The sequence below is a fragment of the Levilactobacillus suantsaiihabitans genome (assembly GCF_004745505.1).
Lineage (GTDB): Bacteria > Bacillota > Bacilli > Lactobacillales > Lactobacillaceae > Levilactobacillus > Levilactobacillus suantsaiihabitans.
Window position 1 is genome coordinate 1 of sequence record NZ_RKLX01000019.1, and the last position, 16,691, is coordinate 16,691.

Sequence of the window (16,691 nt, forward strand, 5' to 3'; positions counted from 1 at the left end):
TCAATTTCTTGCGGATCCGGGTCGGCGCCCACCAGCTTGTGGTACAGAGCCGTTAACGCCCCGTCGGTCGGTTCCCCGGTCAGGACCCATTGGCCATCTTCCTCATGGAATTCGGCGTCGGAGGTCTGCCCAGCAATCTGGACCAGCCATTCGAGGTCCGCGTCTTTTTGCCAGTCAACGGCTTGGCCCGCATCGTTTTGGACCTGACCGTCGGCATCGTAACCCACGCCCGACACGGTGTAGGTGTCTTGCGGCGTTAAAATGTCAGTCACGGTCATTTCGTTTTTCGTCAAGGTCCCGGTCTTATCGGTGTTGACGATATCCACGGCCCCCAGCGTTTCCACCGCGGGCAAGGTCTTGACGATGACGTTTTGCTTGGTCATCGCCTGCGTCCCCATGGCCAAGACCACCGACGTGCTGGCCGGCAACCCTTCTGGCATCGAACCCACGACCATGGTAATAACGGCGATCAGCAGCGTTGGCAAACTGTAAACGTGGGTCCACATCCCCAGGGCAAACAGCAAGACCGCAGCAATCAAGATGGCCACGGACAGGCCCAGGCCTAAGCTGTTCAAGTTCTTCATCAGCGGCGTCGTCTGTTGTTTGACCTCCGCGACGTTCTGTTGGATGTGCCCAATTTCTGTTTGCGCCCCAGTCACCGTCACGATCCCACGGCCGGAACCGTTAGTGACCGCCGTTGAAGCAAAGGCTTGGTTGGACCGTTCGGCTAGCGGCAATTCGGCCACCGCCAGTGGGTCCTCACCCTTTTCAACCGAATCGGTTTCCCCGGTCAAGGCTGACTCTTGGATTTTTAAGTTATCCGCGTCGATCAGCCGCAGGTCAGCGGGGACGGTATCCCCGGCTTCCAACTGTACGATGTCGCCGGTCACCAGTTCGCGGGCAGGCAGGGTCACCTTCTGGCCATCGCGATACACGACGGCTTCGGATACCAATAGCGCCTTGATGCGGTCCAGCGCGTTATCCGCCGACCGTTCCTGGAAATAACCAATGAAGGCGTTGGCGACGATCACCAGCCCGATAACAATGGAATCGGAATAGTGATGCATAAAGAAGGTCATCAGCGCTGCGGCCGCCAAAATGTAGATGATGGAGTTGTTGAACTGCTTCAAGAAACGCAACAGGTTTGACTGTTTCTTGGCGGTCAACTCGTTGGGGCCATTGGCCTGTAGGCGTTTTTTCGCCTCGGCCGTGGTCAAGCCCTCGTCTGCATTGGTGGCAAAATCGACAAGTAAGGACTCAGTCGAGCGCTGCCATAACGGCGTCTGCTGGCTGGGTCCAGGGTCAGTGGTCTCTGCTTCAGTTGGGGTAACGGTTGTCTTAGGGTCTTGTGCCATGTAAATAAAACTTCCTTTCTATCTGTGAAAATGTCTATTAGCGGTCAGGTATGGGAAATGCAGCATACGGTTGGTGCAAGACGTCCACCTCCAAATCTCATTTTTCGTTAATTTATTTTACCAAGTTTTCACCGGGATTGCATCTCATTAGAGTCGATTGCAACACAATTTTAATAATAGGGTAAATGGCTAACGGTTACAATCAAACGAAATGTTTTCCTTTATGGCCCCCATCGTTTACTATAATCAATGACGACTCTAGTTTTTAATTTCTGTATTTAATCCACCAACAAAGAAGGATGATCAACATGAAAGCTTGGACCATTACGGGACCTGCGCCCCACACCCTGGCTGACCTGAAACTGACCGACGTCGCGGAACCCACACCGGGTGACACCGAGGTCAAGGTCTACGTACGCGCCGTGGGCCTGAACCCCGCTGATTATAAAGTCATCGCCGGCAGTAACACCACTCCCCGCGTCGTCGGCATGGATTGTGCCGGCGAAATCGTCGCGGTCGGCGCCAATGTCACCAATTGGTCAGTCGGTGACCGCGTTATGTATCACGGTGACCTGCGCCGCGCCGGCAGTCTGGCCGAATTTACCGTTACCACGGCATTGAGTCTGGCGCCAATTCCCAGCAACGTCAGCTTCGAACAAGCGGCCGCCAGCCTCTGTGGCACTTTGACCGCCTACCAGGCGCTGTACCGCAAGGCCAATTTGTCCGAGGTACCGACCGTCTTGATCCACGCGGGCGGCGGGGCTGTGGGCTTGGCCGCACTACAATTTGCTCACGACCTGAACCTGCCGACGATTGCCACGACCTCGGCGCGCAAACGGCCCTTGGTCGAGCGCGTCGGTGCGGATACCATCATCGACTACCACCAAGAAGACGTGACCGCCGCCGTCATGGCCGCCACGGATGGCTTGGGCGTCGGCCTGAGTCTGAACACGATCGGCGGCGAAGAGCTAGCGGCCGACGTTGAGCGCATGGCCTACAACGGCCAGATCATCGCCATTGGCGACGGCATGCCGGCGCATCTGGACCTCGACAGTAAGGCACTGGGTCTGGTGCGCTCCGCTCTCGGTGGCGTTTACGGCTCCAACAATCCCACGGAAATCGCCGACCTGGGCTTCATGGCCGGCGTCGTGGGCCAAAAGCTGGCCACCGGCGAGTTCGACCCCGTCATCGACCGGATTCTGCCGTTTGACGACGCGGCCGAGGGGTTGAACATCCTCCAGCGCGGTGACAACCTGGGCAAGCTCGTGGTTAAGGTGGACTAACGGTTAGCCGGATTGCTGCTACATGGTCGGGACTGGCCGCCTTACCGTTCGCCAAATATGGGTTGGAACGCGGTGGGCGGACCGGACCGAGCCTGAGAAGCGGTCTCGGCCTCGCTTTGAGCCGAAGGTCGCGTCTCAAAGACGCCAGTTGTCTACGGGCTTTCAGCCAACACAGTGTTCTTGATAGCTATCAATCCTGGCTGACGCAGGCTCCCGGTTTCATCAATTCTAGTGAACAAGACCCTGTTATCCCCGAAAGTCGACAACAACTCCCACCTTTCAACCTCTAGTCACCTCAAACAAAACCAGATACACCAAAGGCCGAGACCCCATCGTCTCGACCTTTTTCTTGTCGTTAAAAAGCTACCACACGAACGGAATCAGTTCCTTGGTCTCGCGTTGATAGGCCGCAAAGTCTGCGCCGTACTTGCTGGCGAGATACTTATCCGCCGTGGGAATGTAGGAGAAAACAAATAGTGCCAGTAACATCAGCGGGATGAGCAGGGCGTACAGATTTCCGGTCAATAATGCACACCCCAGAACCCAGAGCACGTCGCCGAAGTAATTGATGTGGATGGCGTATTTGAACAGGCCGCCGCGATACAGCTTGCCGGCGTTTTGTGGATCGGCCTTGAACGGCTTGCGCAAGAGTTCGGCCGTGGTATTGATCACGCTACCGGCCACAAAACAGAGCAAGCCCAAGATGTAGGCCCAGAGGCTAAAGCGACCCCCGTGCAGCAACAATAGTGGAAACCCCAAGTAGTAGAGCGCAAAGGCCAGGCTGTTGCCCAAGGCTTCGGGCCAGCCGATGCCCCGCGGCAACCAAATAAACATCATCGCGTTGAGGCGCACGAAAATAATCGCGAGGCACCCGGCTAGCGTCCAGGTGAGTACCGCCGATTGCCCACCAGTGGCGAGCCAATAGCCACTCACCATCAGGTACACACACTGGGCCACTAGAATCGTCACCTTGGCCCCGTTGGCGGAGTGTTTCAAGCCATACATCAATCATCATCCCTTGTTTTTCACCCAGCATACACCCGTTAGGTGGTCACCGTAAAGTTGGTCTGCGGCTGGCCCGTCACCACCGGATGCGCGGCGAAATACTGGCGAATAACCTCGGCCATATCCGTGTTGACCTCACGAATGACCTTGGCCGGCGTAAACATCGGGTAATCGCCGCCACCGTTGCCACGGTACTGGTTCATGGCCACGTCTAAACATTGGTCTGGTTGAATCGGTTGGCCGTGATACTCGAGTTGGGTCACACGCTGGCCGACCGGTTGGGTCAGGTCAAACTGATAATCGATGCCGCTATAAATATCATAATTGTAGAGCGCTAATTTCGGCGTGGTGAAGGCCGGCGCCACCTGCACCGTCCCCTCGACTAGGGTGAAGAAACTGGCACATCGCTCCAAAGCCGCGCGCAGATCCGCACCACTGAGCCGCTCGACTACCAAGGTGTTGGGATACGGGTAGCTGTTCAGTAATTGGCGCAACGAGACCTGGCGGGCAAACCCGCGAACGTCGTCATTGAACAAAGCCGTAGCCGCAATGTCGGTCTGCCCCGCCGCCATTTCGATCTGATTGATCAACTGAAGATACGGGTGACCGTGCAGTCGTGCCGCCATGGGATCGGTCACTTCTAGTGAAGCGCCCGTCAACTGGCCCACCGGTTGGTCCAGCCAGCGTTCGACGCGCTGCTGCACGGCGGCCGTCTGTTGCGCTAAGTCAGCCGCTGGCGCCGCCTCCGCCGTGGGCAACAAACGCGCAGACCGGTCGACGACATGATGGTTGGCATCGAGTTCCAGGGTGATGGCGCCCACGGCCACGCCCTTTTCGCCCGGTTGCGTCGTGGCGACGCCCTGATACACCCCCGCAATTTGCCGATGCTGGTGGCCGGTCACCAAGGCGTCAATGCCCGGCACCTGCGTCAACAGCTGATAGCCCTCGTTTTCGCCGGTCACTCGTTCGGTCGGCGTTCCCGTGGTCAGGTCGGCCTCAAAGCCGCCGTGATAGGCCACGATAACCACGTCGGCCTGTTGCCGCAGTTGCGGGACCCAGTGTTGCGCCGTCTTTAATGCCGACGCAAACTGTAGCCCGGCAAGGTGGTCGGCACGTTCCCACACCGGCACGTAGGCGGTGGTCAGCCCCAGAATGGCGATCTTCACCCCTTGCCGATGCAAAATGACAAACGGTGCGTCCACGATGCCCTGCGCCTGACCGCCAGCGATATTGGCGCCTAACAAGGGGTAGTTGCGTTGGGCCTCACAGTGGCGGATGTAGTCCAAGCCATAATTAAATTCATGATTGCCCAGCACGCCCGCATCCACGCCCAATTCTCGCGTGAGCCGCGTGAACAACGCCTGGTCTGCGGCCGGTCGTTGGGCCAAATAACTGGCAAACGGCGACCCTTGAATCCAGTCGCCATTTTCAATCGTGACCACACTCTCGTCGGGACCCGCCGCGGCCTTGACCGCGCGAATCACACTGGCCGCCTTCAACCAGCCGTACGCTTGCTGGTCGGTCGCCGTTCGGTAGCTGGTCGGGTACACGTAGCCGTGCACGTCACTGGTCGATAAAATGGTTAATTTCATCTTAGATCAACCTCTTCCGTAACTGTTCGGACAATGAATCGATCAGTAACACCATGATCACGATGCCGAGCAAGATGATGCCGACTTTCGGCCAGTTTCGCGTCTGAATCGCAAAGATCATCGGCGTCCCGATCCCCCCGGCACCAACCATCCCCAGAATGGAGGCGGAACGCACGGCAATTTCAAACCGATACAAGGTGTACGAGAAGAATTCGGGCATGATCGTTGGCACCGTGGCCAAGGCAAAGACCTGGCCGGATCGGCCCCCAGCGCTGGTGATGGCCTCCTCGGAACCCCGGTCCATATTTTCAATCGCTTCACTAAAGAGCTTGCCCAACATCCCAATGGAGTGGATGCTGACGGCAAGTACCCCGGCGTAAGAACCCGGTCCCACGGCCTTGATGAACATGATGGCCAACACGATTTCCGGAAAGGTCCGAATCAGCGTCAAGACCACCTTGCCACTACCGGAGCGCAAGAAGAACCGTTCGTGCGTCCCCCGCGCGGCCCAAAAGGCGAAGGGCACGCTGATGACGGCTGACACGATGGTTCCCAAAAAGGCGATGGCCAACGTTTGTAAGATCAACGAGACCAGGTCTTCACCACTGCCGTCATACACGTAGGACCACTGGGGATGGACCAAGCCATCCACAATGGACCGCGACACGGCACCGGCCGATTCCTGTAGTCCGGTGAATTTGAGGCCGTTGATCGTCCAATAGTACAGCGCACCAATCACCACGACCCACAAGAGCCAATTCCAGCGCTGCCAAATGGTGCGATGGGGCTTGGTCATTACTGTCGTTGTTGTCATCAGAGCAGGACCCTCCTTAAGTGATTGCTGATGCCGTCAATCACCAGCACCACGACGAGGGTGGCCAAGATGATCACGGCCGTTTGGCTGTAATTGAATTCGTTGAGTGACCGTTGTAAGAATACCCCGATCCCGCCGGCACCCAGGTACCCCAGGACGGTCGAGGCCCGCACGTTGATTTCCAGCGTGTAGAGAAAGTAGCTGATAAATTGATTCAAGATCTGTGGCAACACGGCGTACCAAATGATTGTCACCTTGGACGCCCCGACCGATTCCAGGGCTTCCAACGGCCCCATGTCGATAGTCTCAATCACTTCGTAGAAAAGCTTGGACACCATCCCAAAGGAGAAAATGGCCAACGTGACGACCCCGGCGGTGGACCCAATCCCGAAGATGGCCACGAAAATCGCTGCCAATAACAAATCGGGCAAGGTCCGCACCAAGTCGAGGAACAGCCGCGTGACATTGCGCAAGAGCCGACTGTGGATCAGGTTGCTGGCGCTGAGCACCGCAAAGGGGATGGCAAACGCCGCCCCAATCGTGGTCCCCAGAATCGCCATCTGAATGGTTTCTAAGAGCGGCTGAATGATGACTGTCGTGTAATCCCAGGCTGGATGAGACATGCGGACCAGTAGATTCATGAACTGGCCAAAATTACTGAAGAACATCCCCACATCAACGCCGGTCATTTGCGATGAGGCCACTAGTAAAACCAGCAACACCACCGTGCCGCCAATCCCCTTGACGTGCCAGCGCTGGACCCAGGAACGCCGGGGAATCTCTGGATAGGTCATGCCTCTGCCCCCTCCGCGTAAATTTTGTTCAAGTCAGCTTCAGTGACCGCGGCAATTGGTTGGTCGTACACCAATTGGCCGGCCCGCAACCCGATGATGCGATCGGCGTACTTGCGCGCCAGAGCGACCGAGTGCAAATTGACGATGACCGTGATACCGTCCTCGCGGTTCAAGCGTTGAAGCGTGTCCATCACGGTCGCCGTGGTCAAGGGGTCTAGCGACGCCACCGGCTCATCTGCCAAGATGATCTTGGGGTCTTGCATTAGCGTTCGGGCGATGGCAACTCGCTGTTGTTGGCCCCCGGACAATTCGTCGGCGCGGGTATACAACTTGTCCGCTAGGTTGACCCGTTGTAAGGACCGCACCGCCATTTCCCGGTCGGCCTTGCTGAAGAGGCCACAGAGGGTCTTCCAGGTCGGGTAGTAACTGACCCGGCCAGACAACACGTTGCGCTCGACGCTGGAACGGTTGATCAGGTTGAAGCCTTGAAAGATCATACCAATTTTGCGCCGCAATAACCGCAGCGACTGGCCCTTGTAATCGTTGATGGGTTCTTCTTCAATCGTGATCTCACCAGAAGTGATCTCGTGCATCCGATTGATGGTGCGCAGTAACGTACTCTTGCCGGCGCCGGATAGCCCAACGACGACCAGAAATTGGCCGCGCGGAATGTCAAAACTAATATCCTTGAGGCCGACCGTCCCGTTACTATAAATTTTATTGACGCCTTTAAACGAAATAATTGGTGCTTGTGTCATGGTTGGTTCCCCCGTAAAAAAGTAGCAAGGTGCTCAAACGCGCTTCCCCACTACTTTTTGATTTTGACGTGTATTCAACTAAATGGTGGCTTGGGCATTACTTGTCCAATTGCTTGGCCTGCTTATCGTATTGCCGAATGATGTCGAAGTTGCTGTCCTTAGAGTCCACGTAACCTTCGTGCGAGTAAACGCTGGAAATGATGGCGTGGCCCTTCTTGGTCTTGGCGATGTTCTTAAAGGCCGTGGCAATCTTCTTTTGCCATTTGCTGCTCATATCGCCGCGCACCGTGATGGTATCGTTCGGAATCTTAGCCGTGGTGTAGATCGGTACGACCTTGCTCATCACGTCTTTTTCGTCATTCATGACCAGCTTCCGGGCGCCTTGGAAGACGAAGGCGGCGTCGGTGTTTTTGTTGTAGACCGACAGCACCCCTTGGTCGTGACCCTTAACCGTGACGGTTTGAATGCCGGACTTGTTGATGTTAACGCCGTGCTTCAACATTTCTACGGCCGGGTAGATCCAGCCGGCGGTCGATGTGGTATCTTGAACGGCAATCTTCTTGCCCTTCAGATCCTTGATGGACTTGATGCCACTATCTTTGCGAACCAGAATTTGTGACCGGTAGTAGTTGACTAATTTCTTGGTCGTCTTATCATCTGGTTCCGACACGCCGTAACGTTGGGCTTGGAGTAAGACCTTGTCCCCGTATTGCTTGTGCGCCAAGACATAGGCGTCAGGCGGCAGAAAACCCACGTCGACTTTCTTGGAGCCCATGGCTTCCACGATGGTGTTGTAGTCGGTGGAAACGCTGACCGTCACCGGAATCCCCAGTTCCTTCTTCAACAGGCCTTCCAGTGGCTTGGCTTTGGCTTCGATGGTCCCCGCATTAGACGACGGCACGAATTCGACCGTCAACTTCTTCGGGGTATACGCCTTGTTGCCGGCCCCCGCGCTACTACTCGATGACTTACCACAAGCGGCCAGTCCGGCCGGTAACAATAATAATGCGGCAGCGATCAAGAGTAATTTGCCCTTGCCCTTCAAATGCATGACATTCACTCCTCAAGTATGTAATTGAATTCCCTTTAGCAATTTCAAGTTTACCAGAAAATACGAACTTATCAAGAATAAATTATTTATTAGTTCGCTATTAGTATTTTTATAATTAGGAAAACGCGCTTATTTCAATCGGTAAAACGAGAAACCTGAACATTAAATTTTCTTTTTCTGATCACCGTTATCAAAATATTTATAACGACTCCCAGTTTTCAGGAAAAATCGACCGCAAAAAAAGCGCCCGAAATTTTTTCGCGCACTTCCAATCACCATTTATTTTTAGTGAATAAGTATTCGTTTCTCTGCTGAATTTTCAAGGATAGCCACTAAAACGTTTACTAGCTGTCACACCATTAAAACGTTGCGGTAAAATTGTAATATTACAAATCGCCAAATTCGCCCGCAAGCCTTGATTTCTCTGTTATAGTAAATATGTCGTAAACAATTGCTTAACAAACTAACGACAAACTAAAGCTTTTTTGGTAACAGCGGTTAAGGTACCCGGAAAATGCCTTAACACTGTCTGTCCCCAATTGAATAATTAACCTTATTGAATCAGACTAAATCCCAGTTCGATTCAATGAGGTTAATTTTTTTTGCACTAAAATTCTACTGGTCTAACGCATGCTGGGCCTAATCATCGTCGTCATCGGTCTCTTGGCCCAAGACCTTGCCTGTCAGCGCATTGATCCGTACCTCATGGTGAGTCTGGTCTTTGCGGACCTTGACCTCCCACTCGGTCGTGCCGTGATCGCGGTCCAACGACCAGGCAATGGCCGTACCGCCACCGACCTGCTTTTGGGCAATCTGCGAAACGCTGGCCCGGGACTTGACCTTGGTCAACGGCAACGCGTCTCGTTGGGCAACCCCATTGGCCTCATCGGCATCTAGATTTTCTTGTTGGGCGCGGCTGGTCTTGCCAGTGCGCGCATCAACCGTCAGCTCGTATTCCTTGTGCTGGTCCACACCGCTGATTTCATACTGGTAGCGCTGATTTTCGGTCTCCAACGCCAACTCGGTCACGGCCACCTTGCCGCCAAAACGCTGGTGGAACTGCTTGACCGCCGCATTCATGCTCACCTTGATCTGCCGCGGCGACGGGGTCGTTGACTGCGACGCTGATTGCGACGTGGTCTGACTGGCACTGCTTGACTTCGATTGCGTCTGTTGATTGGCACAGCCCACCAGCAACAGTGAACTGGCCACCAATACCCAACTGAATTTGCGCATACACTCGTCCTCCAGTTTGTCTGGCTTTCTCTCTTATCCTTAGTGTACCAAACACCCACGACCCGCAGCAATCAGGTCGCTCATTCGTGGTAGTCGCTGGGACCGGTCAACGTAGCCGCCAGCTGCTGTAAGACCTGCAACAGTTCCGTGCGATCCGCGTTGGAATAGTTCGCCAATTTCTGCCGAATCGCGGCCTCGCGGGCCACCTTGATCTGTAACAACGCCCGCTGGCCCTGGGGACTCAAAGCCACTTGCCGAATCCGCTGGTCACGCCGCTCGACCTCCACGAGCCATCCTGCTGCGACTAGCTTATCGACCTGCCGACTGATGGACGAATGGTTGCGGCCAATCTGGTCAGCCAGCTCGCCAATACTGATTTCCGGTTGGCGGCCGACGCGCACGATAATCGGTAGTGCGGCCGGTTCCAAGGGAATACTGGCTTGCTGAAGTAATTTACGGTCCTGTTGGGGCTGATTGAAAAACGTCACGATCTCAAAGAGTGCTTCAAAAATTTCATTATCCATATTGCCATTATACCAGAACGGTGCTAAGATGTGTGCATAATGCACGGATGAATTAAAGGAGCGATTTTATGTCGAAAAAAATTGGGTTAATCATCGGGTCCACCCGCCCCAGTCGTATCAGTCCCAGCATCGCCAAATGGCTACAGGCCCGCGTGACCCAGCCTGATTTACCGGTCGACTTACTCGATCTCGCCACCATCGACCTGCCGTTTTTAAAGGACCCCGCCATGCCCGCCGACCACCAGTACACCCTAGACTCGACCAAGCGCTGGAGTGAACAGGTCCAGGGCTACGACGCCTTCATTTTGCTGTTCCCACAATACAACTGGGGCTATCCGGCGCCACTGAAAAACGCCCTCGACACCCTCTATCAAGAGTGGCAGGGCAAGCCGGTCAGCTTGGTCTCTTACGGCAATCACGGCGGCTTTCAGGCTGCATTAGGCATGCAACTGGTCGTGCGCGGCTTGAAGATGCCACTGTTGACCAACAACCTTCAGATCAGCCTGGAAAAATCCTGGTTCGACGATCAGGGCCAATTCACCGACGTTGATTTGGCTCTGACCCCTTATGCCGCCGAAGCACGTCAGCTGGGGGCGGAATTGCGGCGACGATTAATCTAGCTAGCGGTCGTGTTCCGAACACCAACAATTCGGCAGTCAGTAACCAACCCAAATCGGACGCATCAGGAAAGATTCCCGGTGCGCCCGATTTTTTAGTTTGGGTATAAATATGCACTAGCACTGCAAGTCGCAGTCCTTATTCCACCATCACCTCATCGCGCAGCGCCGTCATCGCCACGAAATCATCCGTGAAGATACCGGCCACGCCGTCTTGAAACAGTTGCTTGGCTAGCGCTGGGTCATCCACGGTCCAAATGCGTTCGGCGACCGGCACGTCGGCTTGATAATGGCTGAGGTGCAGGCCCGCCAAGTGCTCACTAGCCACGAAGGCCGCGGCATTGACCACCGGCTTGCCCGTCAACCAGCAGTAGGCCTCGTCGGGGGCGAACTGCTGACAAGTCTTCAATGTGGGCAGGTGAAACGACGAGTAGATGACTGGATGCTTCAGTGGCGTGGCGTTGACCATCCCCATCACGATGCGCTCGATGTGGGGGTACTGGATCTTGTCGGTCTTGAATTCCAGATTCAGTTGCACGTCATGCGTCCCGACCAGCGTGAGAAACTCCGCCAGCGTGGGAATCGGTTCGTTTTCGGCCAAATGAAACTGGCGTAATTCGGCCAGTGTATAACTGTTGATGAGACCGGTCCCGTTACTGGTCCGGTCGATGCGCTCGTCATGCATGATGACCGGCACCTGGTCTTTGGTCAAGTGCACATCAAATTCCAGGCCCTCGACCCCATGATCCAAGGCGTAGGCAAAACCCGCCAAGCTGTTCTCAGGAAATTTCGCCGGATAACCCCGGTGCCCAAACACTAACGTTTTAACTGTCATTTTACCGCTCCCTACTACATTTTTAATATTTGTTTCTATATCCCGCCTCCAGCCTGCCCCAGATGAGACTGGAACGCGGCGGGCGGACCAGTTGCCTACGCGAAACTTAGCAAACCAGACGCCTCCGGCTGCCAGGGGGTTCCGCCTGCTATGGGGGACACCTCCAGCCTGAGAATCGGGCTTCCGGTTCGCTTGAAAGCCTCGCAAAAACCGCGAGTCTCTCAAGTCGCCCCACGCTGTAACCTGGCACAAAACGCCAGCTAACACCGTCGACACAGCTGGCTCCACCCCTGGCCTCCTCCGGCACAATTGTGCTTCCCAACGGCTACTGATCCGTGCTGCTGACAACCATCACTGTAGCCGAGAGTTCGCCAAATATGGGTTCAGCCGTGGGAGTTTCCTTAGCGGCACGGTTCACGGCGCTTAGGAAACTGGCGTCTTTGAGACGTGGGCTGCGGCTCAAAGCGAGGCGTCGAGACCGCACTTTGGCTCGGCCCGTCCGCCCACCGCGTTCCAACCCATAGTTGGCGAACGGTAAGGCGGCCAGCCAAAACCACGTTGCCGGTCAACAGGCCCGGTCAGTACCCGTTGGCACGGTTGTTACCCTGGATGTAGCTGTTCATGGACTTCTCCGCCGTCTCCAGGGACTTCTTGATATCACTCCCATTATAAATCTGTTCCATGGCCGTTTGGGTTAAATTACGTTCCTGAATCAATCCTTGTAAGAAGATCCCGGAATTCGTAGCGTTAGGCGTGGCTGCGCGTAGTTGTTCGCCGGGAACCTTGGTAGCCGGCAACTTCTGGTACAGCTTCTGCAAGACGGCCTCTTTTTGCGAGCCTTGGTTCAAGGCCAAGTACCCGGTGGCAACTTGCCACTGGGCCTGGCTCTTGGCGGTCATCAAGTATTTAATAAAGTCCCACGCCCCGCGCTGGACGTGCGCGGACTTGTCGTTGGAGATCCACAGCGAAGCACCGCCAATGGCGACCCCGTTGCTCTTTTGACCATCCGGGTGAGGGTAATACGTAATGCCCAGTTGGTCGTGATTGCCGGTCGTCAGTTGCCCGATCGACGCGGAACTTTGTAGAAACATCCCCAACCGACCGGACAGGAAGCTGGCGGTCTCGTTGTTTTGGGCGTTGGCACCGGCCCCGTAATTGACGAAGTCGCCGCGTTTCAAATTATCCTGAATCCATTTCATCGTCGTCAAAGTCGACGGACTGGTGAAGTTGACGGCCGTGGGTGTGCCCGCGTGACCGTCTTGGTGATTGGCCAGAGACACGCCGGCGTTGGCCATGAATTGTTCAAACAACCAGCCGTAGATTTCCACGGTCATCCCCTGCACCTGCTTGTGCGAGCGGTCCATCAGCTGGGTGGCGACCCGGGTGATGTCGCTGTACGATGGGTTGACCGGCGGTGGCGTGATGTGGTATTTCTTCAGCAGCGTTTCATTGTAGTACAGCACAGGTTGTGAGGTGTTGAACGGCATGGAGAGCTGGGTCCCCTTGTTGGCGTAAAAGGCCCGCGCCCCGGCCGCAATCTGATTGACATTGTAGTGGTCGGCATCGATGAATTTCTGAACTGGCGTGGTGTAGCCCGTGTGGTGGATCTGACTGGTCGAAATGTCCATCGACTGGAAGACCGCGGGCGAGGCGTCAGTGCCGTGGGTGTTGATGATCTTTTGGACGGCTTCGTTGTAGTTGCCCTCGAATTCCGGCACGACTTCATACTTGTGTTGCGAATGGTTGAAGTCCTTGACGAAGGTGTCCAACTGTTGCTGGGCGGGCCCCGTCATCTCGTGCCAAAAGACGATTCGTGTGCGTTTGGCGCCTTGGGCCTGGGCGGCGGGCTTGCTCATGACCGACCAGCCCACGAATACGGCCAGTACGACCAAGAAAAGCCCACCGAGTGCTAAGAGCCGTTGACGTCCTTTCAAATGTGTCATTTCGTGGCCCCCTCATTTAACCCATTCTTGAAGTAATGTTGTCCCACGAACAAGACGATCAGTGTCGGCACGACCACGATGACCGCACTGGCCTGGATCATGCCCCAGTTGTTGAAGGTTTCTTGCGATTGCAGCTGCCGCAGCCCATCTTGTACAGGGCGGAACTTGTCGCTAAACGTGGTCAGCATAGGCCACAGGTATTGGTTCCAACTTTCCAAAAAGCTGTAGGCCGCCAGCGTGAACAGGCTGATGCGCGCGTACGGCAGGGTCACGCGCCAGTAGAATTGCCAGTGGTTGAGTCCCTCGACGTCCGCGGCTTCCTTTAACTCCGGTGGGATCTGGCGAAAGGCCTGACGCAACATGAAGATGCCAAAGGCCGAGGTCAGAAATGGAATCACCATGACGCCGTAGTGGTTCAGCAAGTTGAGCCGCCGAACCGTGGCGAAATTGGGGATGACTTCCGCTTCAAAGGGCAACATCATCGTGGCCAAGATCAGGTAAAACAGCAGGTCGCGACCCTTGAAGGACAGGAATACGAAGGCGTAGGCGCCTAGCGAACAAAACAGCAACTGGGCGGCCATGGTTAGCGTGGAAATCACGAAACTATTGAGCAAATACCGCAAGATGGCCGTTTGCTTGACGGCTTCCGCGTAATTGGCAAAGGAGATGTGACTGCTCCACAGCGCCCCTTTGGCAATGTCAGCGGTCGGTAGCAGGCTGGTCCAGAACCCCAAAATGAACGGTCCTAAAATCACAATAGCTAAGAGAATCAGGACCAAATAGCGCAGGGGCTTTAAAGTTTTGGTTTGAATCATCAGTAGGTCACCCGCTTCTCTAAGAACTTGAATTGCAGTAACGTAAACAGCGCGATGATGACTGCCAAGATGACCGATTCGGCGCTAGCGAGGCCGTAGTTACCATTTAAAAAGGCATCCCGGTAGACCTGGTAGACCATCAGGTTGGTGGCGTTGTTGGGCCCGCCAGCCGTCATTAAGTCGATCAGTCCGAAGCTCTTGAACGCGCCAATCAGCGTGACGGTCGAGGTGAAGAACAGCGTGGGACTGATCATGGGCAGCGTCACGTGAAAGAACTGATACCTCGGCGATGCGCCCTCGATGGCCGACGCCTCATACAGCGGCTGGGGCACCATTTGTAGCGCGCCGAACAGAATCAAAAACGTGAAGCCCAGGTTCATCCACACCGTCGAAATGATGACAGCCACCATCGCCGGTCCGGGCGTCGTCAACCATTGGACCAGCGGTAAATGCAACAACTTGCCGATTTGGTCGAACAGACCCACAGATGGACTGAAGATGAAAAGCCAAAAGATGGCAGCAACGGAGACGGAGACCCCCATGGTGGCGGAGAAGATCGTCCGGAACCACTGGATCCCGGCCAGTTTGCGCACCGCCATTTGGGCCAGTAGCAACCCGATGACCAAGGTGCAGACCACCACGCCAATCACGTAGACGGCCGTGGCTTGCAGGCTGGCCTGGTAGGCGCTAGACGTTAACAGGTTCACGTAATTTTTCAAGCCGACAAAGACCGTGGGCCGGCCGACGTTATTGGTTAGAAATAGGCTCAGATACAGCGTCCGCAACATCGGGTAGAACACGAAGACGCCCAAGACCAGTAAAGACGGTCCCAAGAAGGCCAACGCGTAGTACTTGTCGTTGACGTGCAGGTTGAAGCTACGTTGCTTTTCTCGCTCGGCGACTTGGGGCTTAGGCGTGGACTGCGGCTTTGGTGTTGACATCATTTCCGCCATGGTGCACGCCCCCTTCCACGATGAATTGGGCCTGACCAGCGTGATTAAAGACGTACGCCTTGCCAGCTAACGCCACGGTCAAGCGGTCCCCGACCTGATAGCTTTCCTCGGCCGCCGTCATCAATTCGATCGGCGTGCCATCGGCCATTTGCGCCTCAAGTAAGATGTCCGAGCCCAAATACTCGACTGTCTTGACCTGGGCGTTGGCCGCGTCCGCTGATGCCCGCATGACGCGCAGGGCGTTGGGCCGCAAGCCGACCACGTAATCGGCCACCGGCAAGTCACTCGGCACCGCTAACCGCAGCGTGTCGGCTAACAACAGCTCCCGGTCACCGACGACCCGGGCCGGCAACAGGTTCATCCGCGGGGTGCCAAAGAAGCTGGCCACGAAGGTGTTGGCCGGTTGGTTGTAAATTTCTAGCGGCGTGCCGATCTGTTGGATCGCGTGGTTGTGCAACACCATGATGTGATCCGCCATGGTCATGGCTTCGACCTGATCGTGGGTCACATAGATCACGGTCAAGCCCAATTCCCGCTGGAGGTTCCGCAACTCGGTGCGCATCTTGATCCGCAATTGCGCGTCCAGGTTAGATAACGGTTCGTCCATCAAACAGATCTTCACGTCACTGGCAATCGCCCGCGCCAAGGCCACCCGTTGCCGTTGCCCACCAGAGAGGTCACGGGGCTTGCGGTCCTTGAACTCATTTAAATTGACCAGGTCAATGGCCCGGTCGACACGTTCCTTGATCTCCGCCGCCGGAAATTTCCGGGCCTTCAAGCCAAAGGCCACGTTGTCGCTAACGGATAGGAACGGGAACAACGCGTAACTTTGAAAGACCATGGTCAACTTGCGGTCCTTGGGAGGGAGATTGGTGGCCACTTGGTCATCGATCTTCAATTCACCCGCAGAAATCGGAATCAACCCGGCAATCATCCGCAGTAGCGTACTCTTGCCACACCCGGAAGGCCCGACAATCGCAAAGAACTCGCCACTGTTGATGTGGGCACTGACATTTTCCAGCACCCAGTTGCCCGCTGTATACTCTTTGCCTAAAGCATTTAATTCAATCGCCATACTGCCACTCCCCTTTTTATGAATCTGTGACTAGTCTACGT

At 55.4% G+C, this 16,691-nt stretch carries 16 protein-coding genes; 2 read left to right on the forward strand and 14 right to left on the reverse strand.

The genetic code is table 11. The annotated features are described in order from the left end of the window. A partial coding sequence (locus EGT51_RS10075; RefSeq protein WP_167850190.1) for an HAD-IC family P-type ATPase occupies positions 1-1,355 on the reverse strand: 1,355 nt, incomplete at its 3' end. A 308-nt stretch (positions 1,356-1,663) separates the two neighbouring features. Here EGT51_RS10075 and EGT51_RS10080 point away from each other — a divergent pair. Next, positions 1,664-2,638 (forward strand): alcohol dehydrogenase catalytic domain-containing protein, encoded by a 975-nt coding sequence (locus EGT51_RS10080; RefSeq protein ID WP_167850191.1) that lies wholly within the window; start codon positions 1,664-1,666, stop codon positions 2,636-2,638. A gap of 363 nt (positions 2,639-3,001) precedes the next feature. On the opposite strand, the gene EGT51_RS10085 is transcribed toward EGT51_RS10080, so the two are convergent. From EGT51_RS10085 to EGT51_RS10120, 8 genes are all read right to left on the reverse strand, one after another. Then, positions 3,002-3,643 (reverse strand): methyltransferase family protein, encoded by a 642-nt coding sequence (locus tag EGT51_RS10085; RefSeq protein ID WP_135368584.1) that lies wholly within the window; start codon positions 3,641-3,643, stop codon positions 3,002-3,004. A 38-nt stretch (positions 3,644-3,681) separates the two neighbouring features. Continuing rightward, a complete protein-coding gene (locus EGT51_RS10090; protein WP_135368585.1) occupies positions 3,682-5,235 on the reverse strand; it encodes a bifunctional metallophosphatase/5'-nucleotidase in 1,554 nt (517 codons plus the stop codon). A 1-nt stretch (position 5,236) separates the two neighbouring features. Beyond that, complete coding sequence (gene phnE / locus EGT51_RS10095; protein WP_179951146.1) at positions 5,237-6,049, reverse strand: phosphonate ABC transporter, permease protein PhnE; 813 nt, start codon at positions 6,047-6,049, stop codon at positions 5,237-5,239. Next, on the reverse strand, positions 6,049-6,843 hold the full coding sequence (gene phnE, locus EGT51_RS10100; RefSeq protein WP_135368586.1) for a phosphonate ABC transporter, permease protein PhnE: 795 nt from the start codon (positions 6,841-6,843) through the stop codon (positions 6,049-6,051). Before phnE (EGT51_RS10100) ends, phnE (EGT51_RS10095) begins: the two co-directional genes overlap by 1 nt. Continuing rightward, on the reverse strand, positions 6,840-7,601 hold the full coding sequence (gene phnC, locus EGT51_RS10105; protein ID WP_135368587.1) for a phosphonate ABC transporter ATP-binding protein: 762 nt from the start codon (positions 7,599-7,601) through the stop codon (positions 6,840-6,842). Before phnC ends, phnE (EGT51_RS10100) begins: the two co-directional genes overlap by 4 nt. Positions 7,602-7,698: 97 nt before the next feature. Beyond that, entirely contained in the window at positions 7,699-8,652 is a 954-nt protein-coding gene (locus EGT51_RS10110) for a phosphate/phosphite/phosphonate ABC transporter substrate-binding protein (protein WP_135368588.1), read from the reverse strand. A gap of 639 nt (positions 8,653-9,291) precedes the next feature. Next, positions 9,292-9,888: a PepSY domain-containing protein gene (locus EGT51_RS10115; protein WP_135368589.1), complete on the reverse strand. Its 597-nt coding sequence runs from the start codon at positions 9,886-9,888 to the stop codon at positions 9,292-9,294. Between the two features lie 80 nt (positions 9,889-9,968). Beyond that, positions 9,969-10,412: a MarR family winged helix-turn-helix transcriptional regulator gene (locus tag EGT51_RS10120; RefSeq protein WP_225428716.1), complete on the reverse strand. Its 444-nt coding sequence runs from the start codon at positions 10,410-10,412 to the stop codon at positions 9,969-9,971. A 68-nt stretch (positions 10,413-10,480) separates the two neighbouring features. On the opposite strand from EGT51_RS10120, the gene EGT51_RS10125 reads away from it, so the two are divergent. Further along, on the forward strand, positions 10,481-11,032 hold the full coding sequence (locus tag EGT51_RS10125) for an NADPH-dependent FMN reductase (protein ID WP_135368591.1): 552 nt from the start codon (positions 10,481-10,483) through the stop codon (positions 11,030-11,032). Between the two features lie 136 nt (positions 11,033-11,168). Here the strand turns inward: EGT51_RS10125 and EGT51_RS10130 are convergent, their stop codons facing one another. From EGT51_RS10130 to EGT51_RS10150, 5 genes are all read right to left on the reverse strand, one after another. Continuing rightward, a complete protein-coding gene (locus EGT51_RS10130; protein ID WP_135368592.1) occupies positions 11,169-11,864 on the reverse strand; it encodes a glycerophosphodiester phosphodiesterase in 696 nt (231 codons plus the stop codon). Positions 11,865-12,442: 578 nt separating this feature from the next. Next, on the reverse strand, positions 12,443-13,798 hold the full coding sequence (locus EGT51_RS10135; RefSeq protein WP_404819927.1) for an ABC transporter substrate-binding protein: 1,356 nt from the start codon (positions 13,796-13,798) through the stop codon (positions 12,443-12,445). A 5-nt stretch (positions 13,799-13,803) separates the two neighbouring features. Then, the gene (locus tag EGT51_RS10140) at positions 13,804-14,622 is read right to left on the reverse strand and encodes a carbohydrate ABC transporter permease (protein WP_135368594.1); all 819 of its coding nucleotides are present in this window, start codon (positions 14,620-14,622) and stop codon (positions 13,804-13,806) included. Further along, complete coding sequence (locus tag EGT51_RS10145; RefSeq protein ID WP_135368620.1) at positions 14,622-15,566, reverse strand: carbohydrate ABC transporter permease; 945 nt, start codon at positions 15,564-15,566, stop codon at positions 14,622-14,624. The genes EGT51_RS10140 and EGT51_RS10145 overlap by 1 nt, the downstream gene beginning before the upstream one ends. After that, the gene (locus EGT51_RS10150; RefSeq protein ID WP_135368595.1) at positions 15,532-16,650 is read right to left on the reverse strand and encodes an ABC transporter ATP-binding protein; all 1,119 of its coding nucleotides are present in this window, start codon (positions 16,648-16,650) and stop codon (positions 15,532-15,534) included. Before EGT51_RS10150 ends, EGT51_RS10145 begins: the two co-directional genes overlap by 35 nt. Positions 16,651-16,691: the final 41 nt, after the last annotated feature.

Excerpts from the sequence above, each read along its gene's own strand:
- EGT51_RS10080 (WP_167850191.1), top strand. The coding sequence starts at position 1,664 with ATGAAAGCTTGGACCATTACGGGACCTGCGCCCCACACCCTGGCTGAC.
- EGT51_RS10085 (WP_135368584.1), bottom strand. The coding sequence starts at position 3,643 with ATGTATGGCTTGAAACACTCCGCCAACGGGGCCAAGGTGACGATTCTA.
- EGT51_RS10090 (WP_135368585.1), bottom strand. The coding sequence starts at position 5,235 with ATGAAATTAACCATTTTATCGACCAGTGACGTGCACGGCTACGTGTAC.
- phnE (WP_179951146.1), bottom strand. The coding sequence starts at position 6,049 with ATGACAACAACGACAGTAATGACCAAGCCCCATCGCACCATTTGGCAG.
- phnE (WP_135368586.1), bottom strand. The coding sequence starts at position 6,843 with ATGACCTATCCAGAGATTCCCCGGCGTTCCTGGGTCCAGCGCTGGCAC.
- phnC (WP_135368587.1), bottom strand. The coding sequence starts at position 7,601 with ATGACACAAGCACCAATTATTTCGTTTAAAGGCGTCAATAAAATTTAT.
- EGT51_RS10110 (WP_135368588.1), bottom strand. The coding sequence starts at position 8,652 with ATGCATTTGAAGGGCAAGGGCAAATTACTCTTGATCGCTGCCGCATTA.
- EGT51_RS10115 (WP_135368589.1), bottom strand. The coding sequence starts at position 9,888 with ATGCGCAAATTCAGTTGGGTATTGGTGGCCAGTTCACTGTTGCTGGTG.
- EGT51_RS10120 (WP_225428716.1), bottom strand. The coding sequence starts at position 10,412 with ATGGATAATGAAATTTTTGAAGCACTCTTTGAGATCGTGACGTTTTTC.
- EGT51_RS10125 (WP_135368591.1), top strand. The coding sequence starts at position 10,481 with ATGTCGAAAAAAATTGGGTTAATCATCGGGTCCACCCGCCCCAGTCGT.
- EGT51_RS10130 (WP_135368592.1), bottom strand. The coding sequence starts at position 11,864 with ATGACAGTTAAAACGTTAGTGTTTGGGCACCGGGGTTATCCGGCGAAA.
- EGT51_RS10140 (WP_135368594.1), bottom strand. The coding sequence starts at position 14,622 with ATGATTCAAACCAAAACTTTAAAGCCCCTGCGCTATTTGGTCCTGATT.
- EGT51_RS10145 (WP_135368620.1), bottom strand. The coding sequence starts at position 15,566 with ATGATGTCAACACCAAAGCCGCAGTCCACGCCTAAGCCCCAAGTCGCC.
- EGT51_RS10150 (WP_135368595.1), bottom strand. The coding sequence starts at position 16,650 with ATGGCGATTGAATTAAATGCTTTAGGCAAAGAGTATACAGCGGGCAAC.